Here is a 16498-nt window from a genome sequence, read left to right on the forward strand (position 1 = left end):
CTTCAGCTACACGGTGACCGATACCGATGGCCTCACCGCCGAGACTACCCTGACCATTACCCTGGAAGGGCGTAATGATAATCCGGTCGCGGTCGCGGATACGGCCACGGCAGTCGAGGCGGGCGGCGTCTCTAACGGCACAACCGGCAGCAATGCCAGCGGCAATGTGCTGGATAACGATAGCGACGTCGACGGTACTGGCGAGAGCAAGACAGTCACCGCCGTTTCCTTCGATAGCACTGCCGGAGCGATCGGACAGTCGCTGACTGCCAGCTACGGTGCCCTGACCCTCAACAGCGATGGCTCCTACAGCTATGTGATCGATGAATCCAACGCCGCTGTCCAGGCGCTGCGCAACAGCACACAAAGCCTGACGGAAACCTTCAGCTACACGGTGACGGATACCGATGGCCTGACGGCTGAGACTACCCTGACCATTACCCTGGAAGGGCGTAATGATAATCCGGTCGCGGTAGCGGATACCGCGACGGCGATCGAAGCCGGTGGCGTGGCTAACGGCACAACCGGTGCTAACGCCAGCGGCAATGTGCTGGATAACGATACCGACGTCGACGGTACGGGCGAGACTAAGACGGTTTCTGCCGTGTCCTTCGGGACTAGCAATGGCACCGTGGGTCAGTCCCTGACTGCCAGCTACGGTGCCCTGACCCTCAACAGCGATGGCTCCTACAGCTACGTGATTGATGAGAGCAATGCCGCTGTCCAGGCATTGCGCAACTCGACACAGAGCCTGACGGAAACCTTCAGCTACACGGTGACGGATACCGATGGCCTCACCGCCGAGACTACCCTGACCATCACCCTGGAAGGGTGCAACGATAATCCGGTCGCGGTGGCGGATACGGCCACGGCAGTCGAAGCGGGTGGCGTGGCTAACGGCACGGCTGGATCTAACGCCAGCGGCAATGTGCTGGATAACGATACCGACGTCGACGGTACGGGCGAGAGCAAGACAGTCACCGCCGTTTCCTTCGATAGCACTGCCGGAGCGATCGGACAGTCCCTGACCGCCAGCTACGGTGCCCTGACCCTGAACAGCGATGGCTCCTACAGCTATGTGATCGATGAATCCAACGCCGCTGTCCAGGCGCTGCGAATCAGCGGCCAGACACTGACGGAAACCTTCAGCTACACGGTGACCGATACCGATGGCCTGACGGCGCAAGCGACGCTTACCGTCACCATTGATGGCCGCAATGACAGCCCTGAAGTGCTGGATACCAATATCGATGAGGAATGGAGCTTCGCTGCTGATTATCAGCGTGATATCTCTTTACTGTTCAGTGATGTTGACGCCGCCGGGAATGGTGAGCAGCTCAGCTATATCATAGAGGGACTGCCAGCGGGTCTTAGTTATGATGCTGCTACTGGTGTGATCAGCGGGCAACCGGCCGATATCGGTGTCTTTAGCGTAAAACTAACGGCTGTAGACCAGTCAGGGGTATCTATATCCCGTGAATTCACGCTGGAGATTATTGCGCCTCCGGTGGAAACCAGCACCGAAAGCAGTGATAGCAGTAACAGCGCTTCCCCTGCTGCAGCAACGACTAATGACACCGGAACCGGTTCGGGTGACGGCGGTACTGAAACGACCGAAAGTACCGAAGTTGAGGCCACTGAATCCGGAGAAGATCAGTCTGATGACAGTGGTACTGAAACCGTGCTACTGGCCGAAGCCAACGCGATTGTTGTTCAGACAGTCAGCAGCGATGGACAGGTCACGGTAACAGCTTCAGTTGATGTAAATGTCTCCGACAGTGGTGAGGTGGTTTTCAGCGACGCCCAGCAGCAGGCCTTTGATGTGGTTGCGCTCAGTGTATCCCGTATCACGGCCAGCGAAGGTTCGGTGAATATCGAGGTTGCAGATACCCGGGGAGATGGCGCTCAGAGCTACAGTGGCAGTATGGCCGATGGCTCTTCTCTGCCGGCCTGGGTCAGCATTGACGCTGCTACTGGCAGCATCACCGCGACACCGCCTGAAGGGGTGACTGAACTGGCGATACGTGTCAGGGCTATCGATGCTGATGGTCAGGTACGAATTCTGGAGATTAAGGTTGATCTGGAAACGCTGGGAGAGGATGAAGGTGAAGGCGGTGAGTCCAGTGGCGGCAATGAAACCGCTGCAATCGGGTTTGTCCCGCTTTCACAGCAACTCGCAGCAGAAGCTGACGCAACGGATGCATATGGTGATCAGTTAGTGGCTATTTTGACAGCCGTATGAGGATAAATTGAGTGAGTGAAAATGTTGCAGCTTTAATCAAGTTGGAACAGCAACTGCGCAGTGCCTCCGGGCCTGCGCAGTTGTTTTATACCATCGTTAATGAGACCCATCAGTGCGTCCCCTATACGCAGGCTGTGCTGTTTACAGGCAATGATGCCCGCTCAATGGAATTGGTTGCGGCATCAGATCTGCCGACTGTTGATTACACCTCACCCTTTGTGGTCTGGCTGGAACGTCTGTTTAAGCATGTTGTTAAGGGGGGGCAACCCGAAACCAGCCGTGAAATCGATATACAGGGCCTGGACGATTCGCTGATTACAGAATGGCGTCAGTTTTCGCCGGACAAACTTCTTTGGGTGCCACTGAAAGTGGCTGCCAGTGAAGGGGAACAGGTAGGTAGCCTGCTGCTTTTCCGGCAGGAGGGCTGGTCTGCGGCTGAGCAGGCGCTGATGGACCATTTGGGAGGCACCATTGGTCACGCACTCTTCGCCTGGCGCCGACACGGTACTTTTAAGCGTCTGCGGAAAACCCTGTTACAGCGCAAGATTATGGCAACGACCCTTGCTGCCCTAGGGGCTGCCATGTGGTTGCCTGTCAGTCTGAGTGCTCTGGCACCGGTAGAAGTGATTCCGAAAGATCCGGTCACTATTGCCGCGCCGATTAACGGTGCTGTTAAAAAAGTACTGGTAGAACCCAATCAGCAGATCTCTTCCGGCCAGCCGTTGGTGCAATTTGACGATACCGAACTGGCCAGTGAACTGGACGTAGCGGCTCAGGCATTATTGGTGGCAGAAGCTGAACTGAAAACCGTGCGTCAAAGCGGCTTTCTCGATCCCAAGCAAAAGGCACGGGTAGCCGAGCTGGAGACCCGGGTGCGCCTGCGTCAGGCTGAGCTCGAATATGCCCGGACCCGTTTCAACAAATCCAGGATGAATGCCCCTGAAGCCGGTATTGCGGTGCTGGCTGATCCTGATCAGTGGCAGGGACGACCGGTATCGATTGGCGAACGTATCATGCTGCTGGCCGACCCGGACAGGGTCGAGCTTGAAATCATGTTACCGGTTAAGGATTCCATTGCACTGGAACGGGGAGCGAAAGCAAAGATTTTCTTTGACAGTGATCCGCTGAATGCATATCCGGCCCGTATCAGCCACGCCGAGTACAAACCCACGCGAACGCCTGAAGAAGTACTGGCATTCCGCCTTGTCGCTCGTCTCGATGCCGGAGATCAGGTACTGCCGCGGATTGGAAGCCGGGGGACGGCTAAGGTTTATGGCGGTGATGTCACGCTGTTCTTTTATCTGTTCCGACGTCCGGTTACCAGCCTGAGGCAATGGCTGGGATGGTAGCTGCGCAGGAAGAAACCACAATCCTGCCTGCATTAAGGCAGGATCTTCAGTTGATGAAAGGGGCTGCGGACGAAGATGGAGCCCCACGATGGCTGTTGTTTGATGGGATGCGAAATCAATACTTTGCGATCTCCCGGGAGGCATTCGATCTGGTCAGGCATTGGCAGCCGGGATTAGAAACTGATTGCTTTACCGGTGTTCTGGCTGAACGGGGATTTGAGTATAGCCGTGAGGAAGTAGACGCCTTTACCGAGTTTCTTATTAACAACCATCTTGTGATGGCGAGGGATACGGTACTTTCCAGCCGGATTGCTCAACAGCAAAGCAGTCGCAAGAAGGGCTTCTGGCGTTGGCTGATTCACAATTACCTGTTTATTCGGATTCCTCTGCTACGCCCGGATGGCTGGCTGAATGAGTGGGCCCCCAGGTTGCACTGGTTGACGTCGCCGTTGTTGCAGTGGTCGATACTCATCCTGGGAATGCTGGGAGCGGTGCTGGTACTGCGGCAGTGGGATGCATTTCAGAGTACTTTTCTGCACTTTTTCAGCCTTGAGGGCGTTCTGTTCTATGCCGTGACGCTGGCTCTGGTGAAGAGTGCGCATGAACTGGGGCACGCGCTTGTGGCAAAGTGGCAGGGTTGCCGAGTGGCCTCAATGGGAGTGGCCTTTCTGGTGCTGTTTCCGGTGCTCTATACCGATACCACCGATGCCTGGCGATTGCAGTCCAGAACTAAGCGCCTGCGCATCGTCACGGCAGGGGTCAGAGTCGAACTATGCCTGGCGCTACTGGCAACTTTTCTTTGGAATTTCCTGCCGGACGGGCCGCTGCGCAGCGCCGCGTTCTTTGTTGCGACGACTAGCTGGGTGACCTCGCTGCTGGTGAATATCAGCCCCTTTCTGCGATTTGATGGCTATTACGCTTTTTCTGACTGGTTGGGAATCGAAAACCTGCAGAGCAGGGCGTTTGCGCTTGGCCGCTGGTCGCTGCGACGGATATTGTTCGGCCTTGATGATCCATTACCCGAGCCATTGCCGCGTCGGCGTTGTCGCATCATGATCATCTATGCCTGGTGTACTTGGCTGTATCGTTTTTTTCTGTTTCTGGGCATTGCACTGATCGTCTATCAGTTGTTTTTTAAGCTGCTGGGCATAGTGCTTTTCCTGGTCGAGATCCTCTGGTTTATCGTGTTCCCCATGACTAAAGAATTGAAAGTCTGGTTTCAGCGGCGTCAGGATTTCCGGGCATCACCAGCCCGGATACTTAGCTGGTTGGCCCTTGCCGGGTTGTTCCTCGTAGCATTGCTGCCATTGCCACAAAAGGTCCACCTGCCAGCAGTATTGAAAGCCACCCAGTACAGCGAGATATTTCCCCCGCTTCCGGCCCGCATTGAGGAGGTTCGGGTCGCACCCGGTGATCGGGTGATCGCAGGTCAGTTACTGCTACGCCTCAGCTCGGACGAAATTGAGTATCGTCAACAGCGGCTTGAAGAGGAGCTGCGGCTGGTGACGCTGAGGCTGCAGCGAAATGCCAGTTCGTTACGTGAAAAATCCAGCCGGGCTGTACTAAACCAGCAGGCTGCACAATTAGAAAAACAGCTGGCCGGCATCGCAGCGCGCCGGGCGCAGCTGGAGATACGGGCTGGTCATTCCGGCGTAGTCAGCGAGATAACCTCTGCAGCAACAGGAAGCTGGGTGGGCACGCATGACCTTTTAGTCTCCGTAGTCGATCCTACAAAGTACGAGCTGGAAGCCTATCTCTCGGAGAAGGATCTTGAACTGGTTGAAACGGGGCAGCAGGGCGTTTTTATCAGCGACCGTGGTGAAAGCAAAGCGTTGCCAGTCACGCTGAACGGCATCGATATGGGAGCGCTCAGCCGGATTCGCTATGAGGAAGTCGCTTCCCCTTATGGTGGCAGTATTGCTGTGAGAAAGAACAGCAGCGATAGACTGGTACCGGAACAAAGCTACTACCCGGTGCAGTTAGGGTTACAGGCACCGCAAAACTCCGGTGCCTCCCAGCGCTTACCTGGGACTGTTGTGATTGAGGCGCGCTCACGCAGCCTGGTCTGGTTCAATCTGCGCCGGATATATTCTCTCCTGATCAGGGAGTCCGGCTTCTGACAATTCTCACAAACCTCTGTTATGAAAGCGGGCAGTGACCCGCTTAAGCTTGATCCTACTCAAGCACAAAGGGTATCGATTGGTTATACTTGCGCGGTTTCGATCTGAATTGGCTGAGTATTATGGATAAACGCTACGATGTACTGATAGTAGGGGGCGGAATGGTAGGGTCTACCATCGCCTGTGCTCTGGGTGGCAGTGACCTTAAGGTTGGTGTGGTTGAGTACCGTTATCCGCCGGCTTTCGATCACGACCAGGCCCATGACCTGCGCGTCTCGGCGTTGAGTGTGGCGTCGCAGAATATCATCGATATGGTTGGTGCCTGGGAGGGTATTATTTCCCGCCGCTCCTGCCCTTATATGCGGATGAAAGTGTGGGAAGCCGACGAAGCGAGGGCCGCCACAGAATTTAATGCCGATGATATTCAGCAACCTTATCTTGGCCACATTGTTGAAAACCGCGTGATCCAGCTGGCATTGCTGGAGCGTCTCAAGGCATTCGGTAACATAGATCTGATCTGCCCTGCTACCACGGTCGAAATCGATTACTCACCCGGCTGCAGTCTGGTTCGTCTGGATGATGGCACCGAACTGGTTGGTAAGCTGCTGGTGGCCGCTGATGGTGGTGAATCCAGAGTGCGCCAGGCCGCTGGTATCGGGGTTCATAAATGGGACTACGAACAGCAGGCGCTTGTGGCCTCGGTGAAGACATCCTATCCGCAGCAGGATATTACCTGGCAGCAATTTACCGCGACCGGGCCTTTGGCTTTCCTGCCGCTCTCAGGTGATAACGCCTCACTGGTTTGGTACAACACGCCGTCTGAAGTGAAGCGACTCATGGCTTTACCCGAAGAGCCGCTTATGAAAGAGCTTCATCAGACCTTTCCGGCAGCGCTTGGCAATATTGATCAGCTTTTTGAGCGCGGTTATTTCCCTTTGCGCAGGCAGCACGCACAGCAGTATGTTGCAGAGGGCGTGGCTTTGGCAGGTGATTCGGCGCATATGATCCATCCACTGGCGGGACAGGGTGTGAATATCGGTTTGCTCGATGCTGCTGCGTTGGCCGAAGTGATACTCAAAGCAGAACGGGCAGGGCAGGATTACAGTTCGTTGGCGGTGCTTAAACAGTATGAATCTGAGCGACGAAACAGCAACCTGCTGATGATGCAGACGATGGACACTTTCTACCGTATTTTTAGTAATGAAATCTTGCCGCTGAAGCTGATTCGGAATATCGGGCTGGGCATTGCCGAACGTGCGTTGCCCGCTAAAAATAAGGTCATGCGCTTTGCTATGGGGCTGGAAGGCAAGCTACCGGCCCTGGCGCGTCTGGAAGAGATCTGACCGGTCAGCCGCTTTTACACTAAAAGTGGGTTGGCAGGTGCTAACAAAAAAGTCCGGCCAAGGGCCGGACAAAAGGGATAACGGCTTTTTCAAAAAAGCCAGAGTAGAGAGAAATTCGGGGGCGTACTGCTACCCCCGGGAAGAGCTCTTCACTTATGCAGCGTCTGCGTTAGCAGATTTGCGTGCCGGGCGGGCAGGTGCTTTCTTCGCTGGCGCCGCTTCGGTGCTGGCAGGCTGCTCTGCGACAACATTCCCAGTCATGTTGTCCATGTATTTGGAGAAATCATTGAAGTAAGGGACTTCAGTGATGACATTCATATCTGCGATGCTTTTTTCAACAACTTCAGTCAGCTGTTCTTTCGCTTCAGTCATTGCAGCAATCTCTTTTTCTGCAACGTCAGTCAGCTTGGCTTCCAGCTGCTTATAGTAATCCATCTGCATTTCAACCAGCTGCTTTGGCTCTTTAACAGTAGCCATCGCCTGCATCTGGGAGAAGCAGCCGTTCAGGAAATCAGAAACATACGCGGATTGCAGAGCGAACAGCTTTTCGGCTGCTTTCTTATTGATCTCAGCCACTTCCATTACTGGCTGCATTTTGTCCTTAACGTCTTTGATCATATCTTCGTACATTCTCGTCACCTTAAATTGTGCAGTTTTGATTCTGGGTTTGTGCGGTGCAGCATTTGAGGTCAATATAGTGGTTATATTTTGACCTGTCAATAACAAATTTGTGCGTTGCAGCAAAGAGTGGTCTCTGCTGTTTTTCTTGGGATATCGCTTTTAAATACAACAAGATAGCACTAAATAGGCTATCCTTGAGTCAAGCGGCTCTGGAGGATTTTTCCGCTACCTGCAGAATTTTCCTGCTGTAGGTGCAAAAAATCCGGCTTTCAGCCTAGCAATTCAATGCAACAGTTTTTTGAAACCTGCTGCTGAACCATTACACTCTCATTAATACGCCGTTATTTTGCGCCAATGCATGTATTCTGCTGTAACGGTTCAAGGATTATCTGACAAAGGCAAAGTGTTTATGCAATCACAAGGTTGTCACTCAAGTTTCCGTTTCCTGCGCACTCAGACGATCGATTCGCTGGGTGTGGAAGTTGCTGAGTATCAGCACATCAAGACAGGAGCCAGCCATTTTCATATCTGTGCGGAACATGAGGAGAATGTTTTCCTGGTGGCATTTCGCACTGTGCCAATGGACTCCCGTGGCGTTGCACATATTCTCGAGCATACAGCACTGTGTGGAAGTGAGAAATTCCCGGTACGTGATCCGTTCTTTATGATGACGCGCCGATCCCTCAATACGTTTATGAATGCGTTTACCAGCAGCGACTGGACCGCCTATCCGTTCGCCAGCCAGAACCGGAAGGATTTCTTCAACCTGCTGGATGTCTATCTGGATGCGGTATTTTTCTCCCGACTGGATCCACTGGATTTTGCTCAGGAAGGTCACCGGGTTGAGTTTGAAGAGGCCGGTAACAAGGATTCTGACCTGGTATTTAAAGGGGTGGTTCTCAATGAGATGAAGGGGGCGATGAGCGCTCCGGTCTCGACCTTGTGGCAGACATTGGGTAAATACCTGTTCCCTACGAGTACCTACCATTACAACAGTGGTGGCGACCCGGAGTGTATTACCGATCTCAGCTATGAGCAGCTGATTGAGTTCTACAAGACACATTACCATCCGAGTAATGCGGTATTTATGACCTTCGGTAACATCCCGGTGGAAGAACTGCAGCAGCGCTTTGAATCTGAATCACTGTCCCGCTTTGATAAGCTGGAAGAGACGATCGAAGTGGCTGATGAAAAGCGTTATCACGCGCCGGTGCGGGTTGAGGAAGCCTATGCGCTGGATCAGGACGATCTCTCCGGCAAGACCCATCATGTAATGGGTTGGTTGCTGGGCAAATCGATTGACCTTGAGCAGCAGCTGAAAGCACACCTGCTGTCTCAGGTTTTGCTGGATAACAGTGCCTGCCCATTGCGTCAGGCACTGGAGAGCAGTGATCTGGGCGCCGCGCCATCTCCGCTATGTGGCCTGGAAGATTCTAACCGCGAGATGAGCTTTATGTGCGGTCTTGAGGGCAGTGAACCGGCCTCGGCTGAAGAATTTGAAGCGCTGGTACTGGAAACCCTGCAGAAGGTGGCCGATGAGGGTGTATCTCAGGATATGCTGGAAGCACAGTTGCACCAGCTGGAACTGGCTCAGCGAGAGATTGCCGGCGATGGACATCCATATGGCCTTAACCTGATCCTTTCTGCATTGGGGGCTGCCGTGCACCGTGGTGATCCGGTCGCACAGCTGAACCTCGATCCGGTACTGGAATCACTGCACCAGCAGATCAAACAGCCGGAGTTTTTGCAGAATCTGGTGAAAGAACTGTTGCTGGATAACCCTCACCGGGTACGTCTGACACTGAGACCGGACAACCAGCTCGCAAGCCGTCGTGAAGCTGCAGAGTCCCGCTTACTGGCTGAGATTAAGGCGTCCCTGAGTGATGAGGATGCTCAGGCTGTAATTGAACAGGCCGCTCAGCTGGAAGCCCGCCAGATGCAGGTAGATGATGAAACAATCCTGCCGAAAGTTACGATTGATGATGTCCCCGAAGAGTTGTTGATTCCGGAACCTGCCGTTCTGTCATCGGCGCTGCCGGTCACGGTTTACCATCAGGGTACCAATGGCCTGGTCTACCAGCAGATCGTTATTGAATTGCCGGAACTGAGTAGCGAAGAACAGAGTCTGCTATCGCTATATGGATCTCTGGTCACGCAACTGGGTGTTGGCGAACGTGATTATCGTGAAAATCAGCAGTACCAGTCCCAGGTATCCGGCGGTATCAACGGCTTCGCATCGCTGCGAGGCAGTACAGCTGATGAGCAGTCTGTCAGGGGATATTTCACCCTGTCAGGTAAAGCCCTGGCCTCTAAGCAGACTGAGCTGACCGCTCTGCTGCATGAGACACTGGATAAAGCGCGCTTCGATGAAAGTGGCCGTATTTGCGAAGTTGTCTCCCAGCAGCGTGCGCGGAAAGAGCAAAGCATCACCGGCAATGGCCATAGCCTGGCGATGCTGGCGGCCAGTTCTCATATGAGTCCCTGTGCGCTCTATGCACACAACTCGCGCGGATTGGCGGGAATTCACTTTACCAAGTCTCTGGATGATCGACTGAGTGACAGTGCAGAGCAGGCCGCATTGTCTGAGCGCCTCAGTGCGCTGCATAACAAGATCCGTCAGGCGCCGCGCCAGTTCCTTATAGTGTCCGAGAAGGAACATGAAGCCACTATGGTACAGGCACTGGAAGCAGAGTGGTCTGCACAGGAAGACTGCAGTGTTGCTGCGTTCTCCCTGGCGCCGGTACGGGAAAATGTGAAGCAGCTCTGGACGACCAGCACTCAGGTGAACTTCTGTGCCAAGGCTTTCCCGACCGTGCCGGTCGAGCACAAGGACGCTGCGCCGCTGACCGTACTGGGTGAGTTTCTGCGCAATGGATTCCTGCACCGGGCCATCCGCGAACAGGGTGGAGCCTATGGATCGGGTGCCGGACAGGACTCAGGAGATGCGGTATTCCGCTTCTTCTCCTACCGTGACCCGCGCCTGGAGGACACCCTGCAGGACTTCGATCAGGCCGTGGACTGGATGCTGGAGTCAGACCATGATGCTCAGAAGCTGGAAGAGGCGATTCTTGGTGTTGTCAGTTCTATCGATAAGCCGGGATCACCGGCGGGTGAAGCGAAGCAGGCCTTCCATAGCGAGCTTTTCGGCCGCACGGCAGAGCAGCGTAAAGCATTCCGCGCCAGTATCCTGAAAGTCACACTGGATGACCTGAAAGCGGTAGCGGCCCGTTATCTTAAAGATACCGATGCCAGCGTGGCGGTCGTAACCAACAGTGCAACGGCTGCTGCGCTGGGTGGGGACTACCAGATCATCGAAGTCTGACCCTTTAACTTGACTCACTGGAGAACCCCTCGCTTGCGAGGGGTTCTGTTTTTTATGTCAAATCCTCCGATATTTATGGCTGCGGCGCTGATACTGGTGTCTGAGCTGTTCCTGGTTGCATCCGGCATGGTGGTGAAACAGGTATCCTCTGACCTGCCGACCGAAATGATTGTCTTTGCCCGCAATATCTTTGGCCTGATGTTGCTGCTGCCCTGGCTAATCAGGCAGGGGCCAGGCGCTATCCGTACCGATAAACTGCGTTTTCATCTGATGAGGGCGGGTGTCGGTGTGGTTGCGATGACCTGTCTCTATTACTCATGGGGACACCTGCCGCTGGCGCAGGCGGCGTTGCTGAAACAGACCGCGCCGTTTTTTATCCCCCTGATCGCCTTCTTCTGGTTGGGAGAGCGGATACCGGCGCCAGCCCGGCTGGCGATTCTTATTGGCTTTGCCGGCGTATACCTGATACTCAACCCTGGAGAGGGAGCGCTGAATATAGCGGTACTGATCGCTTTAGGTGGTGCTATGTTGGGAGGGCTGGCAAAAGTTGTGATACGTCGGATGCGGGATACGGAATCTCCGCAGCGAATTGTGTTTTACTTTGCATTATTCAGCTCACTGATCTCGGCACTGCCAGCCTGTTTCAGCTGGACGACACCGACACTGGTGCAGGCGATGTGGCTACTGCTGATGGCGATGACCTCAACCATTGCACAGCTGCTATTGAGCAAGGCTTACGGGATGGCACCTGCTGGTCAGCTGGGGCCTTACACTTATGCTTCTGTGGCGTTCGCCGCGCTGTTTGGCTGGCTTCTGTGGGATGAGGTGCTGGCACTGAGCAGCCTGCTGGGCATTATGCTGGTGATTGTCGCCGGATTACTGGCCATGAAGCCAAAGGCTGAAAAGGTCCTGGCCTCCTCCTGAGTCATGGTGCTGACCAGATAGGCCTCGGGTGGCGTATCTGGTCATATCCTGGCTATAAAACGGCGATCAGGAGCCGCCAAATACCGATTTCAGGATGTCCGTGGTTCGGGCGGCAGGATCTTTACGGATGCGTGCTTCCTCGTCCGCCAATACGGCGAACAGACCGTCCAGGGCTTTGGTGGTGACATGATTCTCCAGATCCAGGTCGACCATCTGATTCACCATCGGCAGTTGCTTGGCTTCGCCTGCCAGATCATTGTAATAGCGGGTAACGCCGACCTGTCCCATCGATTCCTTGATGCTTGGTCTGAACAGCGCCGTCAGGTTGCTGTAGGTTTTATCGCGGAAGTACTGGGTTGCGGCGTCGTCCGGTCCATTGAATATGCGCTTTGCATCTTCAATCGTCATGCCGCGCAGCGCCGTGATGATGATCTCGGTAGCCTGAGGCGCTGCTTTTTCGGCAGCCTGGTTCATGCTCTGCTCAAACTGGTCAACCTGAGAACCCAGACCATACTGACGCATGAGGCCGGCGGCCTGATCGACGCCTTTCGGCAACGGGATGCGGATATCCGGGTTATTCAGGTAGCCACCGGACTGGCTGATTCCCTCAATAGCACGTCGGCTGCCTACCTCCAGCGCTTCTTTCAGGCCCTTAATCAGGGTATCGGTATCCAGTGTCGTGCCGGTTGCGGCACTGTCACTACCGGTCTGTTGCTCGATCAGCTCTTTACCGGTTTCCTCCGCCTTTTTCAGCAGATCATCCCAGCCCGCGTAGAGGTTGGAGCTGATCGCTACCGTCAGAGACAATGTCGCCAGGCCGGTCAGTGTTGTGTTGATCTTCATGCCATCTCCTTATCGCAATAGTCTTTGCCGCATTTAAGCCTCAGGCGGCTGAATTAATCATGAATAGTTACAGTCTAAGCCCTTCCAGTGCATCGGCCAGCTGTTGCAACTGATGGCTGTTGGCTGGAAGGCCGAAACGCAGGGCGCTGTGGTCGTCCAGCAGGCGGGTGAGGATTGCCTGCCTTGCCAGTTGCTGGTGGATCTGTACGGCTTGCGGTGAATAGCAACTCTGAAACAATGCAGTGCCGCGGGTCGCTAGTTTATGTGATTCCAGCAGTGAGCGCAGGCGTTCGCTTTGTGCCTTTTGCCACTGTTGTGCCCGTTGCTGCCAGCCGGTGTCTTGAAGCGCCAGCGTCGCGATATATCGTGACGGAGTGCTGATATGCCAGGGCGAAATCTGCCTGGAAATATGTTCGCGAATCAGGTCGTCGGCAATCAGAAAACCGACACGGATGCCGGCCAGACCAAAGAACTTGCCTAGCGAGCGCAGAATGATCAGCCCCGGCTGATTGCTTAAGTTGCACAGGCTCTGTTCCGGCGTTGGGTCTATAAAGGCTTCGTCAATGATCAGATAGCCCCCCCGCATTTGCTGTTTCTGCAACAGGCCTGTCAGCCAATCACGACTGTAAGCCTGCCCGGACGGGTTATTTGGATTAATCACCAGAAGGTAATCAGCATCTACTAGTTGAGGGTCGGCAGTGCGACTGTCATAGAGGTGAAGCTGATGTCCGGCCTGCTGCCAGTGGTAGCGGTGTTCCTGATAGCCCGGGTCGGGTATTGCCACTGTTCCGCGCGGCAATATGCGTGGTAACAGCTCGATTGCCTGCTGCGAGCCGGCCAGTGGCAACAGATTGCTGCAGCCATAGTAGCTTTGTGCCGCACTGACGAGACCATCGTCATCCTCCGGCAGGCGTTGCCAGATATCCCCGGGTATTTCGGGTATGGGCCAGCCCAGAGGCGATACGCCGGTGGAAAGGTCAGTCCAGGCAGGCTGGGGGATGCCGTACTGGCGGGCAGCCTGATACAGCCTGCCTCCGTGGGCCGGTCGAAGCTGAGAAGTACTCTCTGAAGGTGCGCTCACAGGAACTGGCTCATATAGATCAGTAGCAGTGGTAGTAGCGCCCACAGGATGATGCCACGCTGAAGCAGGGCCCTGGCCGCATCGATCGAGTCGGCACTGGCAGCCGCACCAATTCCCAGAGCAGGGCGTGATTGCATCTGACCATGGTAGGGCGCCGCGCCGCCAAGGCGTGTGTTGATCGCGCCAGCGCCCGCCGCCATCACCGGTCCGGCATTGGGGCTTTTCCAGCTTGGTGCCTGGGCGCGCCAGCTCTTGAAGCCGTTGTCGAAATGCCCGCAGAGGCAGTAGGTCAGGGCACAAAGCCGCGCTGGTATCCAGTTGAGCAGATCATCAAATCGCGCGGCGGCCCAGCCAAAATGGAGGAAGCGGTGGTTCTTATAACCCCACATAGCATCCAGCGTATTGGCCATACGGTAGAGCAATACACCGAGCGGTCCGGCCAGCCAAAACCAGAAAATAGCTGCAAAGATAGCATCGCTGCCGTTTTCGAGCGCCGATTCTGTTGCGGCTGAAGCGATCTGAGTGTGATTCAGCTGCTGGGTATCCCGGCTGACTATATAGCTGACCCGGAGGCGGGCCCGGTCGATTTCGTCATTGTGCAGGGCCGTTGAGACTGCTGCGACATGTTCATCCAGACTGCGGGCACCAATGGCCAGATAGAGCAGTAGTAATGAAAGCCATTGCTGCGCATAGGGTAACTGCAGCAACAGCAGAGCCGTCAACAGAACCGGGAGTAGTGCCAGCAACAGAGCCAGCGCACCCTTCCAGCGGTATGGGCTGGAAGGCGTATTGCAGCTTTTTTCAATCCAGTTTGCCCAGCGGCCAAAGCCGATCAGTGGATGAAAACGAGCCGGCTCACCAAAAATCCGGTCCAGCAGCAGGGCTAAGATGACGATAACAGCGGTTTCTAACATCGGCTCGTATAGCGTGCAGTAAATGGGGGCGCCCATTGTACCCGAAACTGATTCGGGGCCGCAGCAGGTCAGTAGCGAATGAGCCTATTGAATATGGCGTAATACGCAACGGTGTTTCTGAGTGGTCTGGGTTACGTAAGGCTGGATCATCTGCCAGCAGGTGTATGGTTATTTCAGCCCTGAATAAAGATATACATGATCATGATTAGGTATTGAACCTGTCACATAAAGCGGGCTGTAATAGCGTCTGTTTGCGGTAATTTATGAGGCCCAATGGAGATGGCTGTACTATCTGCTGATCTATTTATTCCCTTTCTGGAGCAGGGAGCTGAGTTACCTGTCTATCAAAGGGTGTTTCGTGCCATTCAGCAGGCGATTATCGAGGGGAAAATCCTGCCGGGCGCAAAACTCCCGGCAAGCCGGGAGCTATGTCAGCTGTTATCAGTTTCCCGGAACAGTGTGAAGTCTGCCTATGAGCTACTTCAGGCAGAGGGGTATATCGAAACCCGGGTAGGCGCAGGCAGTTTTGTCTCGGTATCTGTTCCCGATGCTATAGCAGTAGGGGCCGATCGGCGGACTTCGGTCCCGGTAAATAAACCGCTTTCTGATCAGGCGCGGAGGATCGCAGATGCCCGTCCAATCAATTCGCACCGCTCCGGTGATCTGCTACTGCCCGCAAGGCCCTCTCTGGATTGTTTCCCCTGGATGCAATGGCAACGTTCCGTAGCGGCCGCAGGGAAGGCGATGAAGTTCTCGCTGGGGACGCCGGCTGGCGGCGAGCCAAGATTGCGGCAGCAGATTGCTGAACACCTGAATGTTGTTCGTGGCCTGAATTGCAATGCGGATCAGGTCATGGTGTTTTCCGGATCTCAACAGGCTATCTTTATGACCCTGAGTCTGTTGCTGAATCAGGGCGAGTCAATCATGGTGGAAGATCCCGGCTTTCCTGGAATTGACGGCGCTATAGCCGCAACCGGTGCTATTAAGGTTTCGGTTCCGACCGATGAATCGGGTTTTGTGCTGAACTCGGGTCTGAAACAGGCACCGGATGCGCGAGTGGCGATGCTGACACCATCGAGAAACTACCCTATGGGTTACACGCTGAGCCTGAAGCGTCGGATTGAGCTGCTGCAGTGGTCGGAGCAAAACGGCGCCTGGATTATTGAAGATGATTATGACAGTGAGTTTCGCTTTGATGGCCCGCCATTAACGGCGCTGCAGGGGATGGGAGGGGAGAATCAGGTGATCTATCTGGGGACCTTCAGCCGAATCCTGCATCCGTCCATCCGGCTGGGGTATGCTGTGTTGCCCCAAGCCCTGGTGAGGAGCTTTGAGCAAGCACGGCGCTACTATGACGGAGGCCTGCCTTCGCTGCCCCAACTGGCGATGGCGGACTTTATGGAGCGTGGCTGTTTTGCCAGCCACTGCCGCAAAATGCGTAAACTGTATGCCGGGAGAAGGGCCTATCTGAATGGCAGGATGGCCGAATTGTTCGGCGATCAACTGGTCTCTGTGCCATCCGATGGCGGCATGCACTCGGTATACCTGCTAGCATCCGATTGCGACGACGTTGCATTGTGCCAACGACTGGCTTGCGATGGCGTTGGCGTCAGGCCGCTTTCTCCCTATTTTGACCGGACAGCTCCCAGGCCGGGTCTGGTTATCGGATTTGCCGGCTATTCAGAGCAGGAGATCGATAAAGGCCTCAAAGTGCTGCAACAGTGCCTGTAAGCGACCAT

The 16498-nt window shown here is 54.8% G+C and carries 11 protein-coding genes; 7 read left to right on the forward strand and 4 right to left on the reverse strand.

The window, feature by feature from the left end; all coding sequences use genetic code 11:
* The 4 genes from Q354_RS27720 to Q354_RS0122615 all read left to right on the forward strand — a co-directional run.
* On the forward strand, window positions 1-2242 hold a 2242-nt coding region (locus tag Q354_RS27720), incomplete at its 5' end, for a VCBS domain-containing protein (protein ID WP_027859603.1).
* Between the two features lie 11 nt (window positions 2243-2253).
* Window positions 2254-3591, forward strand: coding sequence for an efflux RND transporter periplasmic adaptor subunit (locus Q354_RS0122605; RefSeq protein WP_027859604.1), 1338 nt, complete (start codon window positions 2254-2256; stop codon window positions 3589-3591).
* 53 nt (window positions 3592-3644) lie between these two features.
* On the forward strand, window positions 3645-5711 hold the full coding sequence (locus Q354_RS0122610; protein WP_051560577.1) for an HlyD family efflux transporter periplasmic adaptor subunit: 2067 nt from the start codon (window positions 3645-3647) through the stop codon (window positions 5709-5711).
* 122 nt (window positions 5712-5833) lie between these two features.
* Entirely contained in the window at window positions 5834-7054 is a 1221-nt protein-coding gene (locus Q354_RS0122615; protein ID WP_027859606.1) for a UbiH/UbiF/VisC/COQ6 family ubiquinone biosynthesis hydroxylase, read from the forward strand.
* 153 nt (window positions 7055-7207) lie between these two features.
* On the opposite strand, the gene Q354_RS0122620 is transcribed toward Q354_RS0122615, so the two are convergent.
* Window positions 7208-7798, reverse strand: coding sequence for a phasin family protein (locus Q354_RS0122620; protein WP_156948460.1), 591 nt, complete (start codon window positions 7796-7798; stop codon window positions 7208-7210).
* A 286-nt stretch (window positions 7799-8084) separates the two neighbouring features.
* On the opposite strand from Q354_RS0122620, the gene Q354_RS0122625 reads away from it, so the two are divergent.
* Together Q354_RS0122625 and Q354_RS0122630 are read left to right on the forward strand one after the other, a co-directional pair.
* Window positions 8085-10997, forward strand: a complete 2913-nt coding sequence (locus Q354_RS0122625; RefSeq protein ID WP_156948461.1) for an insulinase family protein — start codon at window positions 8085-8087, stop codon at window positions 10995-10997.
* Window positions 10998-11051: 54 nt separating this feature from the next.
* On the forward strand, window positions 11052-11921 hold the full coding sequence (locus Q354_RS0122630) for a DMT family transporter (RefSeq protein WP_027859609.1): 870 nt from the start codon (window positions 11052-11054) through the stop codon (window positions 11919-11921).
* A gap of 66 nt (window positions 11922-11987) precedes the next feature.
* Here the strand turns inward: Q354_RS0122630 and Q354_RS0122635 are convergent, their stop codons facing one another.
* The 3 genes from Q354_RS0122635 to cbiB all read right to left on the reverse strand — a co-directional run bounded on the left by Q354_RS0122635 (window position 11988) and on the right by cbiB (window position 14759).
* The gene (locus tag Q354_RS0122635) at window positions 11988-12764 is read right to left on the reverse strand and encodes a DUF4197 domain-containing protein (RefSeq protein ID WP_027859610.1); all 777 of its coding nucleotides are present in this window, start codon (window positions 12762-12764) and stop codon (window positions 11988-11990) included.
* A 67-nt stretch (window positions 12765-12831) separates the two neighbouring features.
* On the reverse strand, window positions 12832-13845 hold the full coding sequence (cobD, locus tag Q354_RS0122640; protein ID WP_051560565.1) for a threonine-phosphate decarboxylase CobD: 1014 nt from the start codon (window positions 13843-13845) through the stop codon (window positions 12832-12834).
* The gene (cbiB, locus tag Q354_RS0122645) at window positions 13842-14759 is read right to left on the reverse strand and encodes an adenosylcobinamide-phosphate synthase CbiB (RefSeq protein ID WP_027859612.1); all 918 of its coding nucleotides are present in this window, start codon (window positions 14757-14759) and stop codon (window positions 13842-13844) included. The genes cobD and cbiB overlap by 4 nt, the downstream gene beginning before the upstream one ends.
* A gap of 279 nt (window positions 14760-15038) precedes the next feature.
* Between cbiB and pdxR the strand changes: the two genes are divergently transcribed.
* The gene (pdxR, locus tag Q354_RS0122650; RefSeq protein WP_245601117.1) at window positions 15039-16490 is read left to right on the forward strand and encodes a MocR-like pyridoxine biosynthesis transcription factor PdxR; all 1452 of its coding nucleotides are present in this window, start codon (window positions 15039-15041) and stop codon (window positions 16488-16490) included.
* Window positions 16491-16498 lie beyond the last annotated feature (8 nt).

The organism is Marinobacterium jannaschii DSM 6295, from assembly GCF_000620085.1.
GTDB lineage: Bacteria > Pseudomonadota > Gammaproteobacteria > Pseudomonadales > Balneatricaceae > Pontibacterium > Pontibacterium jannaschii.

Excerpts from the sequence above, each read along its gene's own strand:
- Q354_RS0122610 (WP_051560577.1), top strand. The coding sequence starts at position 3,645 with ATGAAAGGGGCTGCGGACGAAGATGGAGCCCCACGATGGCTGTTGTTT.
- Q354_RS0122615 (WP_027859606.1), top strand. The coding sequence starts at position 5,834 with ATGGATAAACGCTACGATGTACTGATAGTAGGGGGCGGAATGGTAGGG.
- Q354_RS0122625 (WP_156948461.1), top strand. The coding sequence starts at position 8,085 with ATGCAATCACAAGGTTGTCACTCAAGTTTCCGTTTCCTGCGCACTCAG.
- Q354_RS0122630 (WP_027859609.1), top strand. The coding sequence starts at position 11,052 with ATGTCAAATCCTCCGATATTTATGGCTGCGGCGCTGATACTGGTGTCT.
- Q354_RS0122635 (WP_027859610.1), bottom strand. The coding sequence starts at position 12,764 with ATGAAGATCAACACAACACTGACCGGCCTGGCGACATTGTCTCTGACG.
- cbiB (WP_027859612.1), bottom strand. The coding sequence starts at position 14,759 with ATGTTAGAAACCGCTGTTATCGTCATCTTAGCCCTGCTGCTGGACCGG.
- pdxR (WP_245601117.1), top strand. The coding sequence starts at position 15,039 with ATGGCTGTACTATCTGCTGATCTATTTATTCCCTTTCTGGAGCAGGGA.